Below are 21,767 nucleotides of genomic sequence, written 5' to 3' on the forward strand. Positions count from 1 at the left end.
GGAACGTCGGTGTGTGGCGCGGGGCCCGGGATGGCGCCCGGTCCCGGTGGGTGTGTGGGCCCACATGTCGCTCGGGCGCGGCCTGACGTGTGCGGCGCCGACGGCGGTGAAGTCAGTCCGCGGGGAGGGCTTCGAGGACGAAGGTGCGGCGCAGCAGGGTGTACGGCACGTCGGTCAGGCCGCGGCAGGGACCCGTGTCGGCCTCGTACGTGTCGTAGGACTCCAGCAGCGACTCCTTGACCCCGAACACCGGATCCATGTCCAGGTACGGGTCGTCGGAGGGGAAGAGCATGGTGGTCACGCGCTGGAATCCCGTGGCCGCGATCAGCAGATGCACGTGGGCGGGACGCATCAGCGACCTGCCGGTGGCGCTCATGAGCTGGCCGACCGGGCCGTCACCGGGGATCGGATAACTGGCCGGGCGGATGGAGCAGAAGCTGAAGTGCCCCGTCTCGTCGGTCCGGAACAACGCGCGCATGGCCGTGTCGACCTGGCCGGGCACCTCCATGTCGTAGTGGCCGTCCGCGTCGCTGTGCCAGACGTCGACCCCGGCGCCGGGTACCGGTGTTCCCGCGCGGTCCACGACCCGTCCCTCGAAGAACAGCGGGGTGCCGGGCAGGCCGCCGGAGATGTCGGCGGCGTCGGAGTGCTCCGGCCGGTCCTCCCGGAAGTACGGGCCCAGGACGCTGTTCTGGGTGGCTTTGGCGGGACGCTGGTTGCTCAGGGCGTCGACGAGCATGGTGACGCCCAGTACGTCGGAGAGCAGGATGAACTCCTGGCGCGTCGGTGTGCACATGTGCCCGGTGCGTGTCAGGAAATCCACGCCCGCGGCCCACTCGTCCTCCGTCAGTTCGACCTCGCGGACGAAGGCGTGGAGGTGGCGGACCAGTGAGTGCAGGATCTCCGCGAGGCGGGGGTCCTTGGTGTCCCGCATGGTCGCGATCACGGCTTCGGTGATGGTGTCGCTGGTCAGATCACGCATGGCGTGCTCCTGTGGTGATGGGGTGTTCGCTGACTTGGTCGGTCTGCGGATGCTCAGGTGAGGCTCATGGCGCCTCGCCGGCCCAGGCGCGGGTCAGGAAGGCGCGGACCGCGCTCCGGTCCACCGGACGCGGATTCCAGTAGCCGTCCCGCACGACGAGTTCGGCCGCCTGCTCGATCCCCGACTCGGGCATGCCGAGGTCCCGCAGGGCCCCGGGTGCGCCGAGGCGCCCCGCGAGGTCGAACAGGGAGTCGGCGGGGTCGTCTCCCGGCAGTGCCCGCGCGATGCGTGCCATGGCTTCGCCGGCGGCCGGGGCGTTGTAGGCGACGGCGTGGGGCAGGACGACGGTGTGCGTCTCGGCGTGCGGCAGTCCGAAAGTGCCGCCCAGCACATGGCACACCTTGTGGTGCAGGGCCATGCCCACCGTGCCCAGACAGGTGCCCGCCAGCCAGGCGCCGTACAGCGCGTCGGCCCGTGCCTCCACGTCGTCCGGATGCCGCGCGATCACCGGAAGCGAGCGGGCGAGGGCGTCGAGCGCCTCACCGGCCATCAGGAACGCGATCGGGTCCTGGTCCTGTGCGTAGAGCGCCTCCACGGCGTGCGCCATGGCGTTGATGCCGCTGACCACCGATACCGGCGCCGGAAGTGTGTGCGTCAGCTCGACGTCGTACACGACCGTCCTGGGCCGTACTTCCGCCAGCCTCCTGGTGGTCTTCCTGCGACCCTGGGTCTCTCCGAGGATCGGTGTCATCTCCGAGCCGGCGTAGGTGGTGGGCAGCGCCAGCTGCGGAAGACCGGCCCGGGCGGTGATGGCCTTGCCCAGGCCGACGGTCGACCCGCCGCCGACGGCGAGCACCGCGTCGGCCGCCACGGACCGGGCGTACGTGACCGCCTTCTCGGTGACTTCGACGGGGGTGTGCGGGGCGGCCTCGGTGAAGGTTCCCGCGGCTGCCGCGCCCAGCAGATCCCGTATCCGCGCTGCCTGGTCCACCTGGTCGGGCGTGCACAGCACGAGCACCCGACGGCGTCCGAGGGCATCGGCCTCTTCGGGAATACGGCTGCGGGTTCCGCTGCCGAAGACCACCTTGGTGATCTGTCCCCGGTGCACGAATGTCTTCATGATGATTTCCTCGGTCCTGCCGCGCCATTTTCTGGGTGGAAGGAAGCGTCGTCATGGAATTGAGGTGCGTCAACGGAATCCATGGAAGATGACGGACCGCCCCGTGGGAATACCTTGTTCGCGTGACCCTCACGGCCCCAATGCCCCCTGGAGCACGTGCGATATCACTCATCTGCGGTATGGCCGGACCGGGTCGGGGCGCCCGACTGTGGGTGCAGGTTCGGACCCGCGATTCTCATAATGTTCGAAGGCTGTCGCCGAGCCCGACCGAATTCCCGTTCATTGCCCTACGGAAAATCACCCGGTGGGTCCGCATTGTCGAGAGGCAGCGTGAAAAGCGATGGATGAAGTAGTGGTCACGGCCGGCGAGACGGTGGCTGACATGAACGAGGCGTTCGCCGTCCAGGTCATCGCCGGCACCCTCGCTCACCGGCTCGCCCTGCGCGGCTCCGGCACCGGTGTCGCAACGGTCCGCATCGGCGTCGGACAGGGCGCCGTCCTGGTCCTCGAACGCTGACACCCATCCGCGTCGGCGCCGCCCCGGCCCAACGTGGGGCGTGTCTTGACAGCGCAGAGACGGGAATCCAGGATGGGAAACCATGGAAACCAGTTCAGTTTCGAGAGTTTCCAAGGGTGACGAGCAGCGTGCCGAGGCGATCGTGGAGGCCGCCGGCCGGCTGTTCTTCGCGCCGGGCCTCGCGCCCGTGAGCATGGACGCACTCGCTCGTGAGCTCGGCATGAGCAAGAAGACGATCTACCGCCACTTCCCGGACAAGCGCAGCCTGCTGGCCGCGGTGCTGGACCGGCAGTTCGCGGCGGTGGAGGACACGCTGGCGGCGGCGACCGAGGGCGCGGAAGGGCAGCCGTTCGACGTGCGGGTCCAGCGGTTCCTGGTCGCCGCGGGTACCGAGCTCGGGCGGATCGGCGCGGCTCAGCTCGCCACCGGGCGCGGCGGGGACGCGATGCTCCGCCAGTACGTGGAACAACGTGTGGACGCGGTGATCTACCGACGCATCGAAGAGCTGTTCCGGTACGGGCATCGGCGGGGGCTGCTGACCGCACCTCCCGAACTGCTGTGTGAGATCACCCGCGGTGCGCTGGAGCGGCTGTTCACCTCCCGGCTGCCGCAGGAGCTGGAGTGGACCGCGGCGGATCTGCTGCGGGCCACCGTCGACACCGTGCTCTACGGGGCGATCCGCCCCACCGGCACCGGTGTCGACGACGAACGACTCGGAGCGGCCATTCCGGCTGCCCGTGACGACGACAAGGAGGTGGGCCCATGACCGGGACAGCCGGCAGGGTGGCCCTGGTGACGGGTGCCAGCAGCGGAATCGGCGCGGCCACCGCACGCGTGCTCGCCGAGCGGGGCATGCGCGTGGTGGTCAACTACCTCAGCAACACCAAGGCGGCCGAGGAGATCGTGGCCGACATCGAGGCGGCCGGCGGCCGGGCCATGGCCGTACAGGCCGACGTACGCGAGGTGTCGGCCGTCGACGACATGGTCGAGCGGGTACGGGCGGCCTGGGGCGGCGTGGACGTGCTGGTGCACAACGCGCTCATCCCCTATGCCGTCAAGTCGTTCCGGGACATCACGTGGGACGAGCTGGGCGGCAAGCTCGACGCCGAGATGCACGCGGCCTTCGCGGTCACCAAGGCGGTGCTGCCCACCATGACCGCACAGGGCTGGGGACGCATCGTCTATCTCGGCACCGGCCTCAGCCGCCGGCCCCGGGAGGGCATGATCGCGCTCGGGACGTCCAAGGCCGCGCTGGAACAGTTCGCCAGGTACCTCGCCCAGGAACTGGGCCCGCAGGGCATCACCGTCAACATCGTCTCGCCCGGACCGGTCGAGTCCCGGATCGCCGCTGACGTTTTCGACGACGCGACAAAGCAGCGGCAGGTCGCCGCCACTCCCCTGGGCCGCCTGGCACACCCGGCCGACGTCGCCCAGGCGGTCGCCTTCTACGCCGGCGAGGACAACGCCTTCATGACCGGCACCACGGCCGCGGTCAACGGCGGAATGGCCATGTACTGACGCCGCCGTCCCACCCTCCCCTCGCACGGGACCATGCCGTCCCGGTCCGGGCGACCACCGGAGAGCGTCCGACACACCGTCACCCGAGCACCGGGCGTCGCGGCACCGCGACCGTCACGGACGCATGCCGGTGACACGATCAAGGAACGTATCCATGTACACGAACGATCTTGCCTACGTCGGACGCGGCCTCCACGAGGAACTGGCCGCCTACATCGCCGACCAGGAGGACTACTACGCCGACGAGGGCGTCCATGTCGCACTGCGCGACGGCTGCACCTGGGACGAGGAGCGGCTGCGCCGCGGCGCCACCATCGGGCTCGGCCGGGCCCTGCTGTCCCGGCTGACCGACGGCACCCCGTGGGTCGCACTCAATGTCAACACCCACAGTCCGCTGTTCTGGTTCCTCGCCCGTCCCGAACTGACCTCGCCGGCCGACCTGGCCGGGCGTCGGCTGGCGGTGCACGCCCCGCACACCGCCCCCGGGTGCTTCACCCGGATCGTGCTGCGCAAGGCCGGTCTCGACCCGGACCGTGACATCCGGACGATCATGCGGGCGCCCGGCGACTACGGCATGGACCTGCGCCGGCTGCGGGACGGTGAGATCGACGCGGCGCTGGTCGGGAGCACCATGGCGCCGGAGGCGGTGGCCGCCGAGTACGGCTGGCGGGTGCTGGCCTGGATGGGCGACCACTTCCGGATCCCCACCGTGGGCCTGGCCGTCGACACCACCTACACCGACCCGGACGACCCGGCGGTCCAGGCCGTCCTGCGCGCACACCGACGGGCCCTGAAGGTGATCCACGAAGACCCCGACACCACGGTGCGGCACATGCAGACGTTCCTGGGCGGACACACCCCGCACGAGGTCCGAGCGCATTACGACACCTTCATCGCACCGCACTTCACCACCGACGGCCAGGCCGACCTCGCGATCGGCGAGGCCGCGATCACCGCGGTCGCCGCCGAACTCGGCGTGCCCGCCACCTTCACCGCGGCCGAGTTCTTCCGCACCGCCCCCTAGGGCCGGACACCTCGTATCGCGTGCATCCGTCGGGTGTCACCGGGCACGGCAGGGCGCCATTTCCCTTACCCCGGGAATGAACACGGTGGCCGCATTTCAGGCGAGCGCCGTCGCTTTGAGCCCATGTCCTGATGTGCGGCCCTCGTGGCACATTCACCCCTCTTACTCGGCTGCCGTACCCACCTACCGTGGTGGTGTGATGCGCCGGAAGGATTTTCTGCGCCGAGTCGGGCGCGTCTGCCATTGGCCGTATGCGATGAGGAAAGAAGGCGATCCGCGTCGTGGCATTGCGATCCCGCACCGGACAGCCGGTGTCGAACGGGCTGGAATTCGGCCTCAACGAATGGGTTGTCGACGAGCAGTACGAGCGGTACCTGCGGGACCCGGACTCCGTCGACCGGGCGTGGCGGGACCTCTTCGCCCTCCCCGGCCCCGCGACGGGCGGACGGGCACCCGAGGAGACGGTCACCGTGAGTGGCCATCCGGAGGAGACAGCCGTCAAGGCCGTCCGCGTCGCGGCACTGATCCACGCGTACCGCGTACGCGGACACCTGATGGCCGATACGAACCCGCTCACGAACCAGCAGGGGGTCACTCCCCCGGAGCTCGACGTCAAGACGTTCGGGCTCGGTGCGGAGGACCTGGACCGGACGTTCGTCGTGGACGACTTCGCCGGGCGGGACACGATGACGCTGCGTGACGTGCTGGACGTACTACGAGAGTCCTACTGCCGGACCGTCGGCGTCCAGTACATGCACATCCAGAGCTCCGAGGAACGCTGCTGGGTCCAGCAGCGGATCGAATCGCCCCAGCGACCGCCGGACCGCGCCGAACAATTGCAGATCCTCTACCGGCTGGGCGCGGCGGAAGCCTTCGAGAGGTTCCTGCACACCAAATACGTGGGCCAGAAACGGTATTCGCTCGAAGGCGGCGAGTCGGCGATCGTCCTGCTGGACGCCCTGCTGCACCGCGCCATCGCCCACGGAGTGAGAGAAGCCGTCATCGGTATGGCGCACCGTGGCCGGCTCAATGTGCTGGCCAACATCGTCGGAAAGTCCTACCGGGAGATCTTCCACGAGTTCGAGGATGCCGTGGACATCCGCTCGGTCCAGGGATCCGGCGATGTGAAATACCACCTCGGGGCGGAGGGGACCTATCGCGCCCTCGACGGCAGCACGGTCGGCGTCTCCGTCGTGGCGAACCCCTCGCACCTGGAGGTCGTGGGTCCGGTGGCCCAGGGAGTGGTCCGCGCCAGGCAGGAGGTCGCCCCTGACGGCGGCGGCGCCTTCGTGGTCCTCCCAGTCGCCGTCCACGGAGATGCCGCCTTCGCCGGTCAGGGCGTGGTCGGCGAGACGCTGAACATGTCGCTGCTGCCCGGTTATCACACCGGCGGGACGGTTCACGTCGTCATCAACAACCAACTCGGCTTCACGACCACACCGGCCCACGGCCGTTCGAGCGCGTACGCCACCGATGTGGCACGGACCGTCGAGGCCCCGATCCTGCACGTGAACGGAGACGATCCCGAGGCCGTCGTCCGTGTTGCCCGGTTCGCCTTCGACTACCGCCAGGCCTTCCACAAGGACGTCGTCATCGACCTGATCTGCTACCGGCGCCACGGCCACAGCGAGGTCGACGACCCGTCCATCACGCAGCCGGAGATGTACGACCGCATCGACGCCAGGCCCTCGGTGCGCAAGCTGTACGCCGACGCGCTGGTCCGCCGGGGAGACATCGGCGCACGGCAGGTGGAAGGTGCCCTGCGGGACTACCGGGAGCGTCTTGAGCATGCCTTCGCCGAGACCCACCCGTCGCCGGCGCCCGGCCGCCTGCCGGAGCACGTCACCGTCGAGGACACGGGGCTCGCGGCCACCGCACCGACCACCGCGATCACGGAGGCGACCGCCCGGCGCATCGTCGCGTCCCAGACCGACCTGCCGCAGGGCTTCACCGTGCACCCGCGTGTTCTGCCGCAGTTGCACAGACGTGCCACGATGCTGGACGCGGGAAACATCGACTGGGCCACCGCGGAGACCCTCGCCTTCGGCTCCCTGCTGCTGGACGGGGTTCCGGTGCGGTTGGCCGGCCAGGACTCCCGCCGCGGCACGTTCGGGCAGCGGCACGCCGTGCTCACCGACCGGCACACCGGCGTGGAGTACACACCGCTCAACTCGCTCGGCGCACCGGCCGCGGCCTTCACGCCGTACGACTCGATGCTGTCCGAACTGGCCGCGCTGGGCTTCGAGTACGGCTACTCGCTGGCACGGCCCGAAGCCCTGGTGCTGTGGGAGGCCCAGTTCGGCGACTTCGCCGACGGTGCCCAGACCGTCGTGGACGAGTACATCGCCTCGTCCGAGCAGAAGTGGGGGCAGCGTTCCGGGGTGACCCTGCTGCTGCCGCACGGCCTGGAGGGGCAGGGACCGGACCACTCCTCCGGCAGGATCGAGCGTTTCCTCCAACTGTGCGCGCAGGGAAACATGAGCGTGGCCGTGCCCACCCTGCCCGGCAACTACTTCCATCTGCTCAGGCAGCAGGCGCTCGCTGCCCCGCAGCACAGAAGGCCGCTGGTGGTGTTCACCCCGAAGTCGATGCTGCGGTCGAAGGCGGCCGTATCCACGCTGACGGAGCTCACCGCGGGCGGGTTCCGCGCGGTCCTGCCGGACGAGACGGCCGACGCCACCCGGGTCAGGCGCGTGCTGATGTGTTCGGGCAAGGTCTTCTACGACCTGGACGCCTACCGGCGGGACGCCGGCCTGTCGGACACCGCGATCGTCCGTGTGGAGCGGCTCTACCCCTTCCCGGAGCGTGAACTCGCCGCGGAACTCGCCCGCTTCCCCGCCGACGCGGAGGTGCGGTGGGTGCAGGAGGAGGCGGAGAACCAGGGAGCCTGGCTCTTCGTGAGCTCCCTCGTACGGCGGCTGGCGGGCCGTCCACTCGGTTGCGTCAGCCGGCCGCCGGCGTCGGCCGCGGCCGTGGGCTCCGCCCGGCGGCATGCCGACGAGCAAGGGGACCTGGTGGCATCTGCTTTCCGCTGACCACGGCACCCGGACCGGGTTCCCGCGCTCCAGCGCGCGACCCGTTGCCACGGGCCCCCTCGACGACACGCGAGGGGACCCGCTCGCCCGGCCCGGGCAGCGGCGGCGTACCAGGCCCCGGTCGGAAGCCGTCCGGGTGCGGACGACACGGCACGGTGGCCTCAGTTGCCCGCTTCCGCGTGGTCGCGCAGCGACGCGGCCGCCTCGGCGGCCTCTGCGGCCACCCGGGCGGCGGCGCGGGCGGCTCGTCCGGTCATACGCCAGGCGATCATGCGCAGTGCCGTGGGCGGCGCCGGCGGGAAGACGCCGAGTTGCCCGAGCATGGTGATGTCGTCGCGGACGGCCTCGTGCCGGATCACCTTGCCGTCGCGCAGACCGAGCACATGGATCTGCTCGACGTCGATCTCGCGCCCGGTGGGCGGTACGGCCTGGTCGAGGGCGCCGTCGCGGTAGCGGACGAAGGGGCCCGTGTGGCGGCCCTGCATGCGCAGTCGCACCCAGACCTCGTCGTCGTTGAGCGCGGTACCGAGGACCGGGAAGCGCAGGTCGCTGAAGGCGGAGCGCATCCATGCGCCCGAGGCGAGGACTCCGGCCGGGCCGGGCAGCGCGCAGGCCGCGGGTGCCACGGCCGCTTCGCGGTTGTGGAACTCCTCGTGGACCACGTCGGCGGCCAGTGCCGGGGCACCCGCCGCGAGGACCCGGAAGAGTCCGTGGGCCAGTTCTGTGGGCTCCATTCCCATGGTGGGGCTGCCTCTCGTCGGATGGGTGGTCGTGGTGACGGCGTGGGCCCGGCCACGAGGGGCCGGCTGTGCGGCCGCCCGAAGGCATCCGGACTCGGCCGACGGGAATTGAGGTTACATCACACCTAATGAATTCATCGCGATAGAGTGCGATCATGCAGCCGAAGCGCTCCTACGTCTCCCCGCTGCGTGAACAGGCCGCCGCACGGACACGTGAGCTGATCCTGAGCCGGGCGACGGAGCTGTTCGCCGAACGCGGCTACGGGCGGGTGACCGTCGCCGACATCGCCGCGGCCGCGGGCGTGGCCGCCAAGACCGTCTTCGCGAGCGTGGGCAGCAAGAGCGACATCCTGAACCGGATCGTCGACCAGGGCGTGAACGCCTCCGGCTACGAGCGGGCGATGGAGGCGCTGCTCGCCGAGCGGACGCCGGAGTCGGTGCTGCGCACGCTGGCCCGCGGCACACGGGCCGGCAACGAGGGTCAGTTCACCGTGCACGAGGCGATCCGCAAGGCGCTGCCCGTCCACGAGGACGGCGAGGCCCTGTGGGAGCGCGCGACCGCGGACTACCGGGACGCACTGCGGACAGCGGCCCGCCATCTGCACACGCTGCCCGCGCCGCCCGTCTACTCGGTGGCGGAGACAGCCGACCTGCTCTGGCACTGGTTCGGACCCACCGGCTGGCAATCCCTCGTGGTCGAGAGCGGCTGGACCTGGGACCGCGCCGAGGACGTCCTGTACCGCACGGCGCTTTCCGCGCTTCTCCCTCGCCAACCGATGACCGGATCCGGCGAAGACCACCGGGCCGGGCGAACGTACTGACCGCCGTCAGGCGGACAGGGTTCGGTGTGCGGCGTCCGTCGAGGACAGCGCGGGCCGGCCTCCGGTCGCCGCGGTCTCGGCGGGGTCCGGTTCCCGGCGTCGTCAGCCGGTGCCGCGGGAAGCCGATGAAGGCGTCGTCAGCCGGTGCCGCCAGAGACCGATAAAGGCGTCGCCTGCCGCACAGTGCGCGAGAAGGTGCTGTCGAAGTCGGCCTGTGGTTCGTGCCCTCGGACTTCCGTCCCACCGGACTCACCATGGGCGACTACAACAAGGACCGCGCGGACGACCTCGTCGTCCTCGGCAACGCGACCTTCGACGCGGCCGGCGTGTACGGCAGGGCCGTCTACGTCTCGGGCGGCCGTGGCGGGTGGGCGGACCACTACGAACTGAGCGGCGGCGGCCAGGTCGGAGCCTCGGGGGACGTGAACAAGGACGGCTACGCCGACGTCGTGGTGGGTGCACCCGACGAGCGCGACTCCCAGGGCAACCTGACCAGCGCCGGTGTCTTCTTCGTCCACTTCGGCGGACCGGCCGGGCCGGGCAGTCCGAGCGGCGGATACAACCGTCAGTTCTGGACGCAGAACTCACCGGGCGTCCCGGGCGTCAACAAGCCCGGTGACCGCTTCGGCGCCGCCCTGAGCGTCCGGGACGTCGACGGCGACGGCTACGACGAGGTGGCGATCGGCGCGCCGGGCAACGACATCGGCAGCGCCGTCGACGCCGGCACCGTCTGGGTGATGCGGGGCTCCGCGTCCGGCCTGACCACCAAGGGCATCCGCGTGCTGAGCCAGAGCCCGCGCGCGGTCCCCAGCGTCCCCGAGAAGGGCGACCGGTTCGGCGGCGCGGTGCGGCTCATCGCCGCCGACCGCGACGACAGGGCCGACCTGATATCCGGCGCGCCCGGCGAGGACGGCGGCAACGGCGGTGTCCGGGTCTTCCCCGCCGCCAGCGACGGACTCTCCCTCAGCCGCTCGTGGTCCTTCAACGGCGGCACCCTGCAAGCTCCCGGCCCCGACGCCCGCTTCGGCGAGACACTGGCCCCGCACGGCCGTTGACGGCCCCTCCTGGTGGAGACGACGCCGGCTCCTGAGCGCACACGGGTCAGTCCCACCGAAGGACCACGGCAAGCTGCCGCTGGGCTGCGCCTTGAGGTGCGGAACGGGCGGTGGGAGGCGCCCGAAGGGAGCGATGGCACACGAATGTGTGTCGAGGAACCCGAGGCGGGTTGCCCGACCAGGTCTTTCGGTGGGTGTGAGGATCCGCACGTCCGCCGGCATTGCGCCGGCCCGGCCGGCGCGCCAGAGTGTTCCAACTGCCCAGCCCAGCAATCGAGATGATTCCGTCGGGCACCGCACACAGCGGCACCGGCGAAGAGGATGCGATGCGCGTGAGCCCCATGCCGTTGAGGGGATTCGCGGTGGCCTCGGCCACCGCGGTCACCGCTGTCGGAAGCGTCGTCGGTGTTGCCTCGGGCAGCAGCGCACAGAACAACGACGCCCAGGCGGCCGCGACCGGTGCCACCCTCCTCGCGGACCTGCCCGCCGACCAGCAGGCACAGGTGCAGACCGCGTCCCTGACCCAGCAGGCCGACGCCGTAGCCGTCCAGGCGGACGCGAGCGCCCGCAAGGACGCCGAGCAGGCCGCCCGGGCGGCAGCGGCCAAGACCGCACAGGCCAAGAAGGCCGCCGCCGACAAAGCCGCCAGTGAGCGCGCAGAGGCCAAGGCAGCGGCCGGCGATTCCACCGCCAGCTTCCCGGTGCGGAGTTCGTACACCGTGGCGCAACTCAAGGCGATGGCCGTGCAGATAGTGGGCAGCGGCCAGTTCCAGTGCTTCAGCAACATCGTGGACCACGAGTCCACCTGGAACTACCTCGCCGTCAACCCCTCCTCCGGCGCCTACGGCCTCGTCCAGGCCCTGCCCGGCTCCAAGATGGCCTCCGTCGCCGCGGACTGGCAGACCAACCCGGCCACCCAGATCAAATGGGGCCTCAACTACATGAACACCACCTACGGCAGCCCCTGCCAGGCCTGGGCCTTCTGGCAGGTCCACCACGCGTACTGACCGCCCCTGACCCAGCCGGCGTCGGCCGACGCACGCCGAGGGTGAGGCGAGGGTGCCGATCGGGCCGTGGTGACGGCGCCGAGGACCCTCGGGATGATCCGTTCGCGGAAGGCGGCAGCCGGGGCGCCGTGAATTTCGTCCGTCCCGACGCTGGAAAGACCCCTTCGCCACCGGGTGGCCGGCCTACTTCCCCGCGAAGCGGTCAGGAGTCGGCGATGGTGCCGAGCAGTGCTGCGGCGCGGGCGATCACTGTGCGGTCTTCGGCGCTGAGGGCGCGGAGTTGAGCGTCGAGCCAGGCGTTGCGCCGGGCGCGGGCGGCGCCGGCGAGTTCGTCGCCTTCCGCGGTGGCACTGAAGAGGACTCTGCGGCCGTCGGCCGGGTCGCGGGTGCGTACGGCGTAGCCGGCCGAGGTGAGGCGGTTGACGGTCTGGCTCATGGAGGCGGGTGAGACGCGGCCGTGCTCGCTGAGTTCGGTGAGGGTCTGCGGTCCGTGCTTGTGGAGGCGGGTGAGCACCTCCAGGGCCACGTCTCCCAGGCCGCCTTCGGGGCGCTCGCTACGGAATCGGCGGTAGAGGCGTCCGACCACGGAGCGCACCTGCCCGCCGAGGTCTGTCTCCTCGCCCTCGGCGGGCCGACCTTCAGTTGCATGCTTCCCCATAGGTCATTAGTATACCTAAAAACATCTCTCCTTCACCTATCCGGTGCGAGCCAGATCCACAGGCAGGAAGAGTCGAGGCCATGCCCGTAAATCCCCTCGGGGTCGCCCTGCGCAACCGGCGCGCCGGCCACCACACTCTCGTCTGGGCCCGCCCCGACCTGCAGGTCCCGGAGAACTTCACCCTGACCAGCCCCGCCTTCGAACACGGGGCACCCATACCGGAAAAGCACCGCGGCCGGTTGTTCGGCGCGAACATCTCACCCGCCCTCACCTGGACACCACCGCCGGCGGGCACCGTTGAACTCGCGCTCGTCGTGCAGGATCCCGACGTCCCCATCGGGAAGCCGGCCACCCACGCGCTCGCGCTGGGCATCGACCCCTCACTGGACGGCATCCCGGAGAACGCTCTCGCCGACCCCAGCCCGATTGCGGGAATCCGGCACGGGAAAGGCGCGCTCGGCCGCCGTGGCTGGGCCGGGCCCATGCCGATCAGATCGCATGGGCCGCACGCCTACGTTTTCCAGCTCTACGCCCTCGAACGGGCCCCCCAACTGCCGGCCGGCTTCGCCCTCGACGAGCTGATCGCCGCCATCGCAGGCCACGCCGTCGGCCGCGCCCGGCTGGACGGAACATACGAAATCAGCTAGCGCCAGTGTGATCAGGTCAGGTGCCGGGAGAAGAACCTCAGTGTGCTGTCCTGTTCGAATGGTGGCAGGTCCCCGTGTCTGCCGGGGTTGGCGTGCAGCGTCTTCTCGGTCGAGGAGAAGGCGTCGAACAGCGCCAGGCACTGGTCACGCGGGACGCGCTCGTCGTCCCACTGCACCAGAAACTCCACCGGAACGGTGATCCGTGCGGCGTCCTCGCCCGAGGCCAAGGCCCCGCCGAGGCCCAGCACAGCGGCGCGGACGCGGGGGTCGGCGGCGACGAAGGGAACGCCGAGTCCGCATCCCAGCGAGACTCCCCAGTAGCCCACCGGGCCATCGCCTACGTGATCGAGTCGCCGGACCGCGTCCAGAACCGCCTGCCATTCCGGAACGGTCCGGCGGGCCACGAGCGCCTGGAATCCGGCGACCAGCGGCGCGAGTTCTTCGCCGGCCTCCACACGTGCCTGGTTCTCGGTCGCGATCCGGTTGAACTCCTCGTCCAACGGCCGGTCACCATGGCCGGGCACGTCGACCGCCAGCACAGCGAACCCGCACTCGGTCACGAAGCGGCGCGCACGGTCCATGATGTCGGGAGCCTTCTTGTGCTGACCGCCGCCATGTCCCATCACGATGAGCGGACGGGTCCCGGCAACGCCTTCCGGCGTCCACAGAACACCGGGAACCTCGTCGAGGACAAAAAGCTGTTCGCAGACGCCGTCGGAGGACGTCTCAGAAATGAAGCGCATGGCGTTCAAGCCCTTCGGGATGCCTTCTGCGGGCACTCCCTAGGCCATGCGAGGGAGAGAGGCCCGACCTGTCACAGTGTCGATCGGTCTCACCTCCCCAGTTCGCAGCAAGCGCACGGCGGCACCGAAGTTACCACGGGGGTCCTCAGGTCCTCGGGTGTTTCTGGTCCGCACGTGGGAACGTGACCGCCCTGCTGTGGTCCCGCCGTCGTCGTCCACCCGGGCTCCGGCCGCGGGTCCGGTCCCGGCTTTCGGCTCAGCTGCCGTGGTGATGTCTGTTTCTGTCAGGGGCGGTTCACGCGGAAGTGGTAGCAGCCGTATTCGACGGCGCGGACGTGTACCTGCGCGGTGTCGGGGTCGGCGAAGGCCTCGGCCAGCGCCTGTTCGAAAGCCGCGCGGGGATCGCCGGGAAGCTCCAGCATGCGACCGCCCGTGATGTACCCCCGGCGGTCATAGCGGCGCAGGACGCGCTGGGCGCCGGGGCGCGCCCACGGGTAGCCAAAGTCCTCGTCGGCCGGGCCGCCGCAGTCCTCGGCGTGGATGAAGACCGGCCCCTGTTCGTCGTACGCCCCGGGGTCGGCGTCCGTCTCGGCCGCCCACCGGCGCAGCGGGGCGTAGGAGACCAGGGCGATCCGCTCTCCCCGGGTACTGGACCGCAGGCAGCAGCGCAGAGGCGCGTCGCCTTCGTCGTCCGTGTACGGGCGAGGCGGGTTCCCTGCGTCGTCACGAACCCGCAGTTCCTTGAGGGCCGCGGGCGGGATGGGGAGAGGAGAGAAGGTGGGAGTCATGGGTTCAGCGTGACGCGGGCCGAGCGGGGACGCTGGCGGGATCCGGACGCCGTCTTTCACGCCGGAGGAGCGTCCGCCGGTGGGGCCCGGAAGTCCCGTTCGGCCGGTACCGGTGGTGGCATGGCGGGTTCGCGTCCCGTCCCTCGCAGCCCGTGGCAGGCGCGGGGCGGACCGGGAGTGAACCGGCGGGCGCTCTGGGGCTCGTGAGATGTGCGACGGCGCACTCTTCGAAGCAATCGCGCCACCTCGCGCTCCGTTAATGCTTCCTCACTCCTGGGCAGATATGCCACGGTCAGCTCCGCGCACCGCGGACCACCCCCGCCGACTCCGGCCGCACCCCTGGCGGACCACTCCCACGCCGGAGACCATGGCGCCCGACTCACCCGATCGCGACGTACGAGACGTCGTCCCGGACGACCGGCGCCATCAGCTTCGCACCATCTTGGAGCCGCACGGCGTGCGGTCACCCGAACCGCTCTCCCCGCTCGCGGTCCGCCACACGCGGGTCGGTTCCCCTACGAGGAGTTGCCGAAATGGCCCATGATTCCCCCGAGTTACCCTCGGACCGGCCCCCGTACGACCGCGCCCCGGACAACCGCTCCCCGGACGACCGTTCTCCGCACGACCTCTCCCCGCACGACCGAGCGCTGTACGACCGCTCGCTGTACGACCGCCCCTCCCCCACCTGGTCGACGGATCAGCCGGGGCTGTCCGGCGTCCGTCCCCCGGACCCGCGCTCCGGCGCCCACCGCACCCTGCGCCTGCTGCGGCGCGCCTACCGCTGGCAACGGCGCGTGGCGACCGTCACCGCGCTCGGCTACTTCGCCGCCTTCCTCACCCTGACCGTCAAGGCGCCCTCCCTGATGGCCCGCCCGGGCCCGGGCGGCCTGCCCACCGGGCTGGTCCTGGCCCTCGTCCAGATCCCTGTCACCTGGCTCGCGGTCCTCCTCTACGAAGCCGCCGCGCACCGCTTCGTGGATCCCCTGGCACGCCACGCCCGCCGCCAGACGCGCGTGACCGTCGCGGACCGGGAGCAGGCGCCATGACCGAGTTCAGCGGCTCCGCCCAGTCCTGGTCCCTCGTCGCGTTCTGCACGGTCGTCGCCCTCACCCTGCTGCTGTGCGTGCTCACCGGCCCGGAGGCGGACGACCTCGCCGAGTTCTACACCGGTTACCGGTCCCTCTCGCCGGTACGCAACGGGCTGGCCGTCGCCGGTGACTACATCTCCGCCGCCACCGTCCTCACCATCGGCGGGATCATCGCCCTGTGCGGCTACGACGGAATCGTCCTGGCCCTGAGCGCCCTGCTGTCCCTGTTGTTGCTGATGTTCCTGCTGGCCGAACCCCTCCACAACACCGGCCGCTACACCATGGGCGACGCGCTGGCCCGCCGTCACCCTGCCCGGTCCGTGCGCGTCACGGCGTGTCTGGTCACCCTGGCCGCGCTCGTCCCGATGATGGTCGTACAGCTGGCCGGGGTCGGTGAACTCCTCGCGTACGTCCTCGGGTTCACCGATCCCGGCATGAAGAACGGGTGCGTGGCCGGGGCCGGCGTCCTCATGATCACTTATGCCGCGCTGGGCGGGATGCCCGGCACCGCGCTCGTCCAGATCATCAAGACCGTGGTACTGCTCGGCTCCGGGCTGGTCGTGAGCGTCCTGATCCTGCGCATGTTCGGCTGGCAGCCCCAGGCGCTCTTCCACGCCGCGGCCGGGCAGAGCGGCGCGGGGCCCGCCTATCTCAGGTGGGGTCTGCAGTACTCCAGCAGCCCGCATCCCGCCCTGGACATGGCCAGCACCCAGTGCGCGATCGTGCTCGGCGGTGCCAGCCTGCCGCATGTCACCATGCGGATGTACACCGCCGGCACCCCGCGTCAGGTGCGCCGTGCGATGTCCTGGGCGGTCTCCTCGGTGACCCTGTTCATCCTGATGCTCACGCTGATCTGCACGGGTGCGGCCGCACTCGTCGGTCACGACCGCATCGCCGCCGCCGACGCGCACGGCACGACCGCCTATCTCCTGGGCGCCCGCGCCGCGTTCGGAACCAGTCTGTCCCGGCCGGAGAGCCTGCTCTTCGCCACCGTCACCACCGCCGTCTTCCTCACCCTCCTCGCCTCCGTCGCCAGCATGACGCTCGCCTGCGCCAACACCCTCGCCCACGACCTCACCGCGTCCCGCGCCCATCCCCCGGCTCCAGCCCGGGAACTGGCCCTCGCCCGGTTCAGCGCCCTGGCCGTGGGCATCCCCACCATCCTCCTGGCCGTCCTCGCCCAGCACCGCAGCCTTCAGCCGCTGGCTACCGTCTCCTTCACCCTCGGCGCCTCGGCCATCGCCCCCGCACTCCTCTACACCCTCTTCTGGCGCCGCTTCACGCGCACCGCGCTCCTGGCCACCCTCATCGTCGGCTCCCTGAGCGTGCTGGCCCTGGCCCCCGGCACCACCCTGGTCTCCGGGACACCGCTGTCCGCCTTCCCCGAGGCCGACTTCGCCTGGTTCCCCTACAACACGACCGCCCTCGTCTCCGTACCGGCGGGCTTCCTGGCCGGCTGGCTCACCACCGTCCTGTCCGGGCGGCGGGCCACCGCCCGGGAACGCAGCCGCTACGAATCCCACGAGCACCACCTCCTCACCGGCCCGCCGCCACGCCACTCGCCCCAGTAGTGCCGGGCCCGCCGGACACGACAGGAAGGGGCGCCCCCGCCGGGGACGCCCCTTCCCTTCACCGCCCTTCGGAACCTACTCGATGTTGATCTTGAAGGTGCTGGTCGTGTTCTTGATGTCCTGGGCGTTGCCGCTCATCCGCAGGTTGCGGAAGGTGGCCTCGCCGACCGCCGGGCCCTGGCCGGGCTCGGGCAGTTCGTTGGCCCAGATACCGAAGCCGGACTTGGCGTCGAAGGCGTCGCCGCTCTTCTTGGAGTTGGTGATGGAGATGTCGGTGAAGATGGTGTCCTTCACCGGGAACTGCGGCTGGCCGCCGACGTAGTTGGTCTGGAACATCACGCCTCCGTAGGTGGAGTCGTCGATGTCGACGTCGTTGACCCTGATGCCCTGGAAGACCTTCGAGGCGGAGAACGCCCAGATGGCGGGGAAGACCTGCGAGCCCCAGAAGTGGCCGCCCGTTCTGTCCAGGGAGACGTTCTCGATCGTCGTGGGTTCGGTGCCGAAGCCGTTCATCGGGTAGCCGAAGTCCAGCGAGGAGATCGTGATGCCGGAGTAGACGAGGGTGTCGGCGACGCGGATGTTGCGGAAGGTGTTGTTGTAGCCGCCGTAGACGGCGATGCCCGCCGCGCGCCAGGTGAGGGTGGACGTCAGGTTCTCGTAGAGATTGTTCTTCTCGTCGGCGCCGCCGGCGTCGATGGCCGAGAAGAGCGCGAAGCTGTCGTCGCCCGTGGCGCGGGCGTCGTTGTTGACCACGTGGTTGTCCGTGGAGCCGTTGGTCATGTTGATGCCGTCGGCGAACGTGTCACGGATGCGGGAGTTCTCGATGGTCATGTTGTCGGTGTTGGCGCCCCAGTAGAGGCACACCATGTGCTCGGCCCAGATGTTGTCGATGGTGATGTTCGAGACGTTGGAGAAGTCGAACACCTTGCCCGGGCCATCGATCCGGGACGTGTAGTTGCCGAAGTAGGCGAAGCCGGAGAAGGTCGAACCGTTCGCGGTGGCCTCGGCCCGGAAACCCACGTCCGTGTTCTCCTGCGAGGAGGGGGCGTGGAAGCGGGTGAACCACGGCCCGGCTCCGACGACCTTGACGGCCTTGCCGTAGACCTGGAACTTGCTGGAGGTCTCGTAGTCCCCGGTGGGCAGGTAGACGCCGACGAGCTTGCCCGTGGTGTCCATGCGCACCTTGTCGAGGGCGTTCTGGACGTCCTGGTGCGAGAAGCCGGCCGGGACCGTGTAGGCGGCCGGGTCCGGGTTCGGGATCTCCGTCGCCTGTTCGAGGTTGATGAAGTCGATGGCGTAGGTGGAGGTGTTGGCCGCGTCCTTCTGGAGGCGGATCTTGGAGCCGGCCGGCACGACCTTGCCGAGCAGCAGGTTGGCCTCGTCGTAGATGTGGCGCTGGGCACCGGAGCCGGGCGAGTTGCCGGGCGAGGTCTCGTTGCCGTAGAGCCAGGCGTACTTCGAGGTGAGGTCGATCGCCTTGAGGAACTGGCCGTCGACGTAGACGTTCAGGGTGGTGTTGGTGCCGTCCGGGATGGAGAAGCGGGTGACCAGGGTGTTGGTCGCCGCGCGGGTGGTCCACTCGACGTACTGGCCGGTCCCGTTCAGCGTCACCGCCTTGCGGCCGCTCGCCTCGCCGGCGATGTCGCCGATGGTCCGGTTCGGACCGACGACCGTGGCGCCGCCGCCGACCGTGCCGTCCTCGGCCTCGTACATGTCGTAGGGCATGTCCGCGCCGCGGCCGACGAACAGCGGCTGCGTGGTGGTGTTGTTGGTGCGCTTGACCGGCAGTTCGTTGGTGTCGTCGGCGATGACCGTCTTGACGGTGTACTTGCCGTTGACGGCCGTCCACGAGCCGAGGGCGATCGGTGCGGTCGTCTGGCCGGACGCGATCGTGCCGGTGTAGGAGCCGCTGAGCGTCTTGACGGTCGCGCCGTTGGCATCCTGGACCGTCAGGGTGACGCCGTGGGCGCCGGAGGCCGAGGCCACCGTGCCCTGGTTCTTGATGGCGACGGTGAACGCGACCGCGTCGCCCGCCGAGGCGCTGGACGGTGTCCAGGCGACCGGTGCGGCGACCAGGTCGGAGCTGGAGACCGGCTTGACGACCAGGGCGTCGGAGCGGGTGAAGACGTTGTTCGCCTCGTTCTGCTCGATGACCTTGTTCGACGGGTCCACCTCGGCGCCGACCGGGTAACTGCCCGCGTCCCGGCTGCCGATGCTCGCGGTGACCGTCTTCGTCTCGCCGGCGGCGAGGGCCGGGACATCGGCCGTGGCTGCCTTGGTGCCGCCGAGGGTGAAGTTCAGGTCGGTGGCCTTGGACGCCTTGCTGCCGCTGTTGGTGACGGTCGCCGTCAGGCTGATGGCGTCCGACTCGACCGGCGCGGCGGGAGAGTTGGTGATCCCGGTGACCTTGAGGTCCGGGTTGGCGGCCGGGGTGCCGATCACCTGCACCTCGGCGACCTGCGCGCCCGGGGCACCGGTGTTGGACGCGAACTTGAGCTGGATGTCGGCGGCGGCGCCGGAGACCGGGATGGTCACCGTGTTGCCGGTCGCCGGGTTGAACGTGTAGTCCTTCGCCGCGGCGAGGCTGGTGAACGCCGTGGCGTCCTGATCACGGCCGAGCACCTGGATGTTCTGGGTGCGGGTGGACCAGGCGGGGTCCGGGTTGAGCTTGACGACGACCTGGCCGAGGTCGGCGTTGGCACCCAGCTTGGTGGTGAGGGTGGCCGGGTAGGCGCCGCCCGCGCTTTCCCAGTAGGTGCCGATCTGACCGTCGTTGGCGTTGGCGGCGACGTAGGTGAAGGTGTACGAGGAGGCCTCGATGGGCTTGCCCTGGGCGAGGTCGGAGCCGGAGCCGTTGCCGGCCCGGGTGACGCTGTTGCTCGCCACCGACACGTTCCCGGCTGCGTCCTTCGCCTTCACGTAGTAGGTGACCGTGGCCGTCGCCGACGGGGTGTCGGTGTACGTCGTGACGTCGCCCGCCACCGACTTGAGGAGCTGGTCGTTGGCGTAGATGTCGTAGCCGGTGACCGCCACGTTGTCGCTCGACGCCTGCCAGGTGAGCTTCACGTCGCTGCCGGACTGGGTGTAGGCGAGGTTGCCGGGCGCCGTGGGGGCCTGGGTGTCGCCGCTCGCTCCCTTGCGGGTGACGCTGTTGCTGTTGGCGGAGACGTTACCCGCCGCGTCCTTGGCCCGCACGAAGTAGGTGATGTCGCTGCCGGCCGGCTGGGTGTCGGTGTAGGTCAGGACGTTCCCGGCGACGCTCGCCCGCAACTGGCCGTTGGCGTAGACGTCGTAGCCGGTCACGGCCGTGTCGTCGGTGGCCGCGTTCCAGGTCAGCTTGATCTGGCCGGTAGCGGGCTCGGTGTAGCTCAGGTTGGACGGCGCGGTGGGCGCCTGGGTGTCGCCGGTGGCCGGTCCGTACACCTCCAGCTCGGACGCCTGCCCGGCGGGCCAGCCGCTGTTGGCGGTGAACAGCGCGCGCACGTACCGCGTGGTGGTCGCGTCGAACGTGATGGTCGCCGACTGGTCGTTGGAGCTGTCGAAGGTATACGCCTTCGAGGCCGTCAGGTCGGTGAAGTTCTGGTTGTCGGTCGAGCCCTGGATCTTGAGCGTCTGGCTGCGGCTCGGCCAGCCGCTGGGCAGCCGCAGCGTCACCTGGTTCACCTTGACCGACGAGCCGAGGTCGACCTGGAGCCACTGCGGGAAGGCGTTGTTCGTGCTCTCCCAGTAGGTGTTGCGGTTGCCGTCACCGGCGTTGGCCGCGCCGTAGACGTCGGCGTGACCGCTCTCGCTGAACGGTTTGCCCTGGGCGAGGTTGGGGGTCGAGGCGGCGGCCGTGAGGACCTGCATCTCGGCGAGCTGCGCGGTGGCCGCGACCGAGTTGGCGCTGAAGTCGGCCCGTACGTACCGGGCGAGGGTGGCCGGGAAGGAGACCTTCACCGTGTTGCCGTCGCCGGGGCTGAAGACGTACTGCGCCGACGACTTGAGCGTGGCGAAGCTCTTGCCGTCGGCGCTGCCCTGAAGTGCCAGCGTCTGCTTGCGGGTCTGCCACTGCTCCGGCAGCCGCAGCACGACCTGGCGGACGCGCTCGGTCCGTCCGAGGTCGGTCTGGACCCACTGGGCGGACTTCTTTCCGGCCTGCCAGTAGGTGTCGGTGTCGCCGTCGGTGACGTTGGCGGCCGCGTGTGCGGCGCGGGCGCTGCCCGCCTTGGTCCTGGCGTCCGCGGCGGCGTTGGGCCCGCCGGCCGCGTGCGCGCCGACGGCGGGCAGGCCCAGAACCATCACGGCGGAGGCGAGCACAGCGGTCGCTGCGCGCCGTCTCCAGGATCTCGGCTTGTGTCGAGTCATGCGGGGTCGCTTTCTGCGGAGGCTCGCACGCCGGAGGGGCGGGCGAGGGCGGCTCGTTCCTGGCGGAGTGGTGCAGAAAGGTGCGGGGCCGAACGGGTCTCTGCGG

Annotated in this window: 18 protein-coding genes; 11 read left to right on the top strand and 7 right to left on the bottom strand. The window is 70.2% G+C overall.

The features are described 5' to 3' along the window. Positions 1 to 112 precede the first annotated feature (112 nt). Both ACWGJB_RS28365 and ACWGJB_RS28370 read right to left on the bottom strand, forming a co-directional pair. Complete coding sequence (locus ACWGJB_RS28365; RefSeq protein WP_453382901.1) at positions 113 to 982, bottom strand: dioxygenase family protein; 870 nt, start codon at positions 980 to 982, stop codon at positions 113 to 115. 64 nt (positions 983 to 1,046) lie between these two features. After that, positions 1,047 to 2,102: a maleylacetate reductase gene (locus ACWGJB_RS28370; protein WP_453382902.1), complete on the bottom strand. Its 1,056-nt coding sequence runs from the start codon at positions 2,100 to 2,102 to the stop codon at positions 1,047 to 1,049. A gap of 340 nt (positions 2,103 to 2,442) precedes the next feature. Between ACWGJB_RS28370 and ACWGJB_RS28375 the strand changes: the two genes are divergently transcribed. The 5 genes from ACWGJB_RS28375 (at position 2,443) to ACWGJB_RS28395 (ending at position 8,196) form a co-directional block, all read left to right on the top strand. Further along, positions 2,443 to 2,619: a hypothetical protein gene (locus ACWGJB_RS28375; protein WP_453382903.1), complete on the top strand. Its 177-nt coding sequence runs from the start codon at positions 2,443 to 2,445 to the stop codon at positions 2,617 to 2,619. A gap of 82 nt (positions 2,620 to 2,701) precedes the next feature. After that, positions 2,702 to 3,385, top strand: a complete 684-nt coding sequence (locus tag ACWGJB_RS28380) for a TetR/AcrR family transcriptional regulator (RefSeq protein WP_453382904.1) — start codon at positions 2,702 to 2,704, stop codon at positions 3,383 to 3,385. Next, positions 3,382 to 4,137, top strand: coding sequence for an SDR family NAD(P)-dependent oxidoreductase (locus ACWGJB_RS28385; RefSeq protein WP_453382905.1), 756 nt, complete (start codon positions 3,382 to 3,384; stop codon positions 4,135 to 4,137). Before ACWGJB_RS28380 ends, ACWGJB_RS28385 begins: the two co-directional genes overlap by 4 nt. 154 nt (positions 4,138 to 4,291) lie before the next feature. Next, the gene (locus tag ACWGJB_RS28390) at positions 4,292 to 5,161 is read left to right on the top strand and encodes an ABC transporter substrate-binding protein (protein ID WP_453382906.1); all 870 of its coding nucleotides are present in this window, start codon (positions 4,292 to 4,294) and stop codon (positions 5,159 to 5,161) included. Positions 5,162 to 5,472: 311 nt separating this feature from the next. Beyond that, entirely contained in the window at positions 5,473 to 8,196 is a 2,724-nt protein-coding gene (locus ACWGJB_RS28395; RefSeq protein ID WP_453383052.1) for a multifunctional oxoglutarate decarboxylase/oxoglutarate dehydrogenase thiamine pyrophosphate-binding subunit/dihydrolipoyllysine-residue succinyltransferase subunit, read from the top strand. A 161-nt stretch (positions 8,197 to 8,357) separates the two neighbouring features. Here the strand turns inward: ACWGJB_RS28395 and ACWGJB_RS28400 are convergent, their stop codons facing one another. Beyond that, positions 8,358 to 8,930, bottom strand: a complete 573-nt coding sequence (locus ACWGJB_RS28400) for an ester cyclase (RefSeq protein ID WP_453382907.1) — start codon at positions 8,928 to 8,930, stop codon at positions 8,358 to 8,360. A gap of 161 nt (positions 8,931 to 9,091) precedes the next feature. On the opposite strand from ACWGJB_RS28400, the gene ACWGJB_RS28405 reads away from it, so the two are divergent. From ACWGJB_RS28405 to ACWGJB_RS28415, 3 genes are all read left to right on the top strand, one after another. Beyond that, a complete protein-coding gene (locus ACWGJB_RS28405) occupies positions 9,092 to 9,757 on the top strand; it encodes a TetR/AcrR family transcriptional regulator (protein ID WP_453382908.1) in 666 nt (221 codons plus the stop codon). A 221-nt stretch (positions 9,758 to 9,978) separates the two neighbouring features. Then, positions 9,979 to 10,812 carry an FG-GAP repeat protein gene (locus tag ACWGJB_RS28410; RefSeq protein ID WP_453382909.1) on the top strand — a complete coding sequence of 278 codons (834 nt, stop codon included), beginning with the start codon at positions 9,979 to 9,981 and terminating at the stop codon, positions 10,810 to 10,812. Positions 10,813 to 11,138: 326 nt separating this feature from the next. After that, complete coding sequence (locus ACWGJB_RS28415; RefSeq protein WP_453382910.1) at positions 11,139 to 11,819, top strand: aggregation-promoting factor C-terminal-like domain-containing protein; 681 nt, start codon at positions 11,139 to 11,141, stop codon at positions 11,817 to 11,819. Positions 11,820 to 12,021: 202 nt separating this feature from the next. Here the strand turns inward: ACWGJB_RS28415 and ACWGJB_RS28420 are convergent, their stop codons facing one another. Then, complete coding sequence (locus ACWGJB_RS28420; protein ID WP_453382911.1) at positions 12,022 to 12,477, bottom strand: MarR family winged helix-turn-helix transcriptional regulator; 456 nt, start codon at positions 12,475 to 12,477, stop codon at positions 12,022 to 12,024. Between the two features lie 80 nt (positions 12,478 to 12,557). Here ACWGJB_RS28420 and ACWGJB_RS28425 point away from each other — a divergent pair, with 80 nt between their 5' ends. Beyond that, entirely contained in the window at positions 12,558 to 13,124 is a 567-nt protein-coding gene (locus ACWGJB_RS28425; protein WP_453382912.1) for a YbhB/YbcL family Raf kinase inhibitor-like protein, read from the top strand. Positions 13,125 to 13,135: 11 nt separating this feature from the next. Here the strand turns inward: ACWGJB_RS28425 and ACWGJB_RS28430 are convergent, their stop codons facing one another. After that, entirely contained in the window at positions 13,136 to 13,867 is a 732-nt protein-coding gene (locus ACWGJB_RS28430) for a dienelactone hydrolase family protein (protein WP_453383053.1), read from the bottom strand. A 284-nt stretch (positions 13,868 to 14,151) separates the two neighbouring features. Then, a complete protein-coding gene (locus tag ACWGJB_RS28435) occupies positions 14,152 to 14,655 on the bottom strand; it encodes a DUF1203 domain-containing protein (protein WP_453382913.1) in 504 nt (167 codons plus the stop codon). Positions 14,656 to 15,188: 533 nt separating this feature from the next. Here ACWGJB_RS28435 and ACWGJB_RS28440 point away from each other — a divergent pair. Further along, positions 15,189 to 15,701: a DUF485 domain-containing protein gene (locus ACWGJB_RS28440; RefSeq protein ID WP_453382914.1), complete on the top strand. Its 513-nt coding sequence runs from the start codon at positions 15,189 to 15,191 to the stop codon at positions 15,699 to 15,701. Then, positions 15,698 to 17,314, top strand: coding sequence for a sodium/solute symporter (locus ACWGJB_RS28445; protein WP_453382915.1), 1,617 nt, complete (start codon positions 15,698 to 15,700; stop codon positions 17,312 to 17,314). Before ACWGJB_RS28440 ends, ACWGJB_RS28445 begins: the two co-directional genes overlap by 4 nt. A 75-nt stretch (positions 17,315 to 17,389) precedes the next feature. Here the strand turns inward: ACWGJB_RS28445 and ACWGJB_RS28450 are convergent, their stop codons facing one another. Beyond that, the gene (locus ACWGJB_RS28450; RefSeq protein WP_453382916.1) at positions 17,390 to 21,661 is read right to left on the bottom strand and encodes a discoidin domain-containing protein; all 4,272 of its coding nucleotides are present in this window, start codon (positions 21,659 to 21,661) and stop codon (positions 17,390 to 17,392) included. Between the last annotated feature and the right edge of the window lie 106 nt (positions 21,662 to 21,767).

The organism is Streptomyces sp. NPDC054813 (genome assembly GCF_053611365.1).

Coding starts and splice junctions, on each gene's coding strand:
- ACWGJB_RS28405 (WP_453382908.1), top strand. CDS start 9,092: ATGCAGCCGAAGCGCTCCTACGTCTCCCCGCTGCGTGAACAGGCCGCC.
- ACWGJB_RS28390 (WP_453382906.1), top strand. CDS start 4,292: ATGTACACGAACGATCTTGCCTACGTCGGACGCGGCCTCCACGAGGAA.
- ACWGJB_RS28415 (WP_453382910.1), top strand. CDS start 11,139: ATGCGCGTGAGCCCCATGCCGTTGAGGGGATTCGCGGTGGCCTCGGCC.
- ACWGJB_RS28380 (WP_453382904.1), top strand. CDS start 2,702: ATGGAAACCAGTTCAGTTTCGAGAGTTTCCAAGGGTGACGAGCAGCGT.
- ACWGJB_RS28435 (WP_453382913.1), bottom strand. CDS start 14,655: ATGACTCCCACCTTCTCTCCTCTCCCCATCCCGCCCGCGGCCCTCAAG.
- ACWGJB_RS28445 (WP_453382915.1), top strand. CDS start 15,698: ATGACCGAGTTCAGCGGCTCCGCCCAGTCCTGGTCCCTCGTCGCGTTC.
- ACWGJB_RS28425 (WP_453382912.1), top strand. CDS start 12,558: ATGCCCGTAAATCCCCTCGGGGTCGCCCTGCGCAACCGGCGCGCCGGC.
- ACWGJB_RS28420 (WP_453382911.1), bottom strand. CDS start 12,477: ATGGGGAAGCATGCAACTGAAGGTCGGCCCGCCGAGGGCGAGGAGACA.
- ACWGJB_RS28375 (WP_453382903.1), top strand. CDS start 2,443: ATGGATGAAGTAGTGGTCACGGCCGGCGAGACGGTGGCTGACATGAAC.
- ACWGJB_RS28400 (WP_453382907.1), bottom strand. CDS start 8,930: ATGGAGCCCACAGAACTGGCCCACGGACTCTTCCGGGTCCTCGCGGCG.
- ACWGJB_RS28370 (WP_453382902.1), bottom strand. CDS start 2,102: ATGAAGACATTCGTGCACCGGGGACAGATCACCAAGGTGGTCTTCGGC.
- ACWGJB_RS28440 (WP_453382914.1), top strand. CDS start 15,189: ATGGCCCATGATTCCCCCGAGTTACCCTCGGACCGGCCCCCGTACGAC.
- ACWGJB_RS28450 (WP_453382916.1), bottom strand. CDS start 21,661: ATGACTCGACACAAGCCGAGATCCTGGAGACGGCGCGCAGCGACCGCT.
- ACWGJB_RS28365 (WP_453382901.1), bottom strand. CDS start 982: ATGCGTGATCTGACCAGCGACACCATCACCGAAGCCGTGATCGCGACC.
- ACWGJB_RS28385 (WP_453382905.1), top strand. CDS start 3,382: ATGACCGGGACAGCCGGCAGGGTGGCCCTGGTGACGGGTGCCAGCAGC.
- ACWGJB_RS28430 (WP_453383053.1), bottom strand. CDS start 13,867: ATGCGCTTCATTTCTGAGACGTCCTCCGACGGCGTCTGCGAACAGCTT.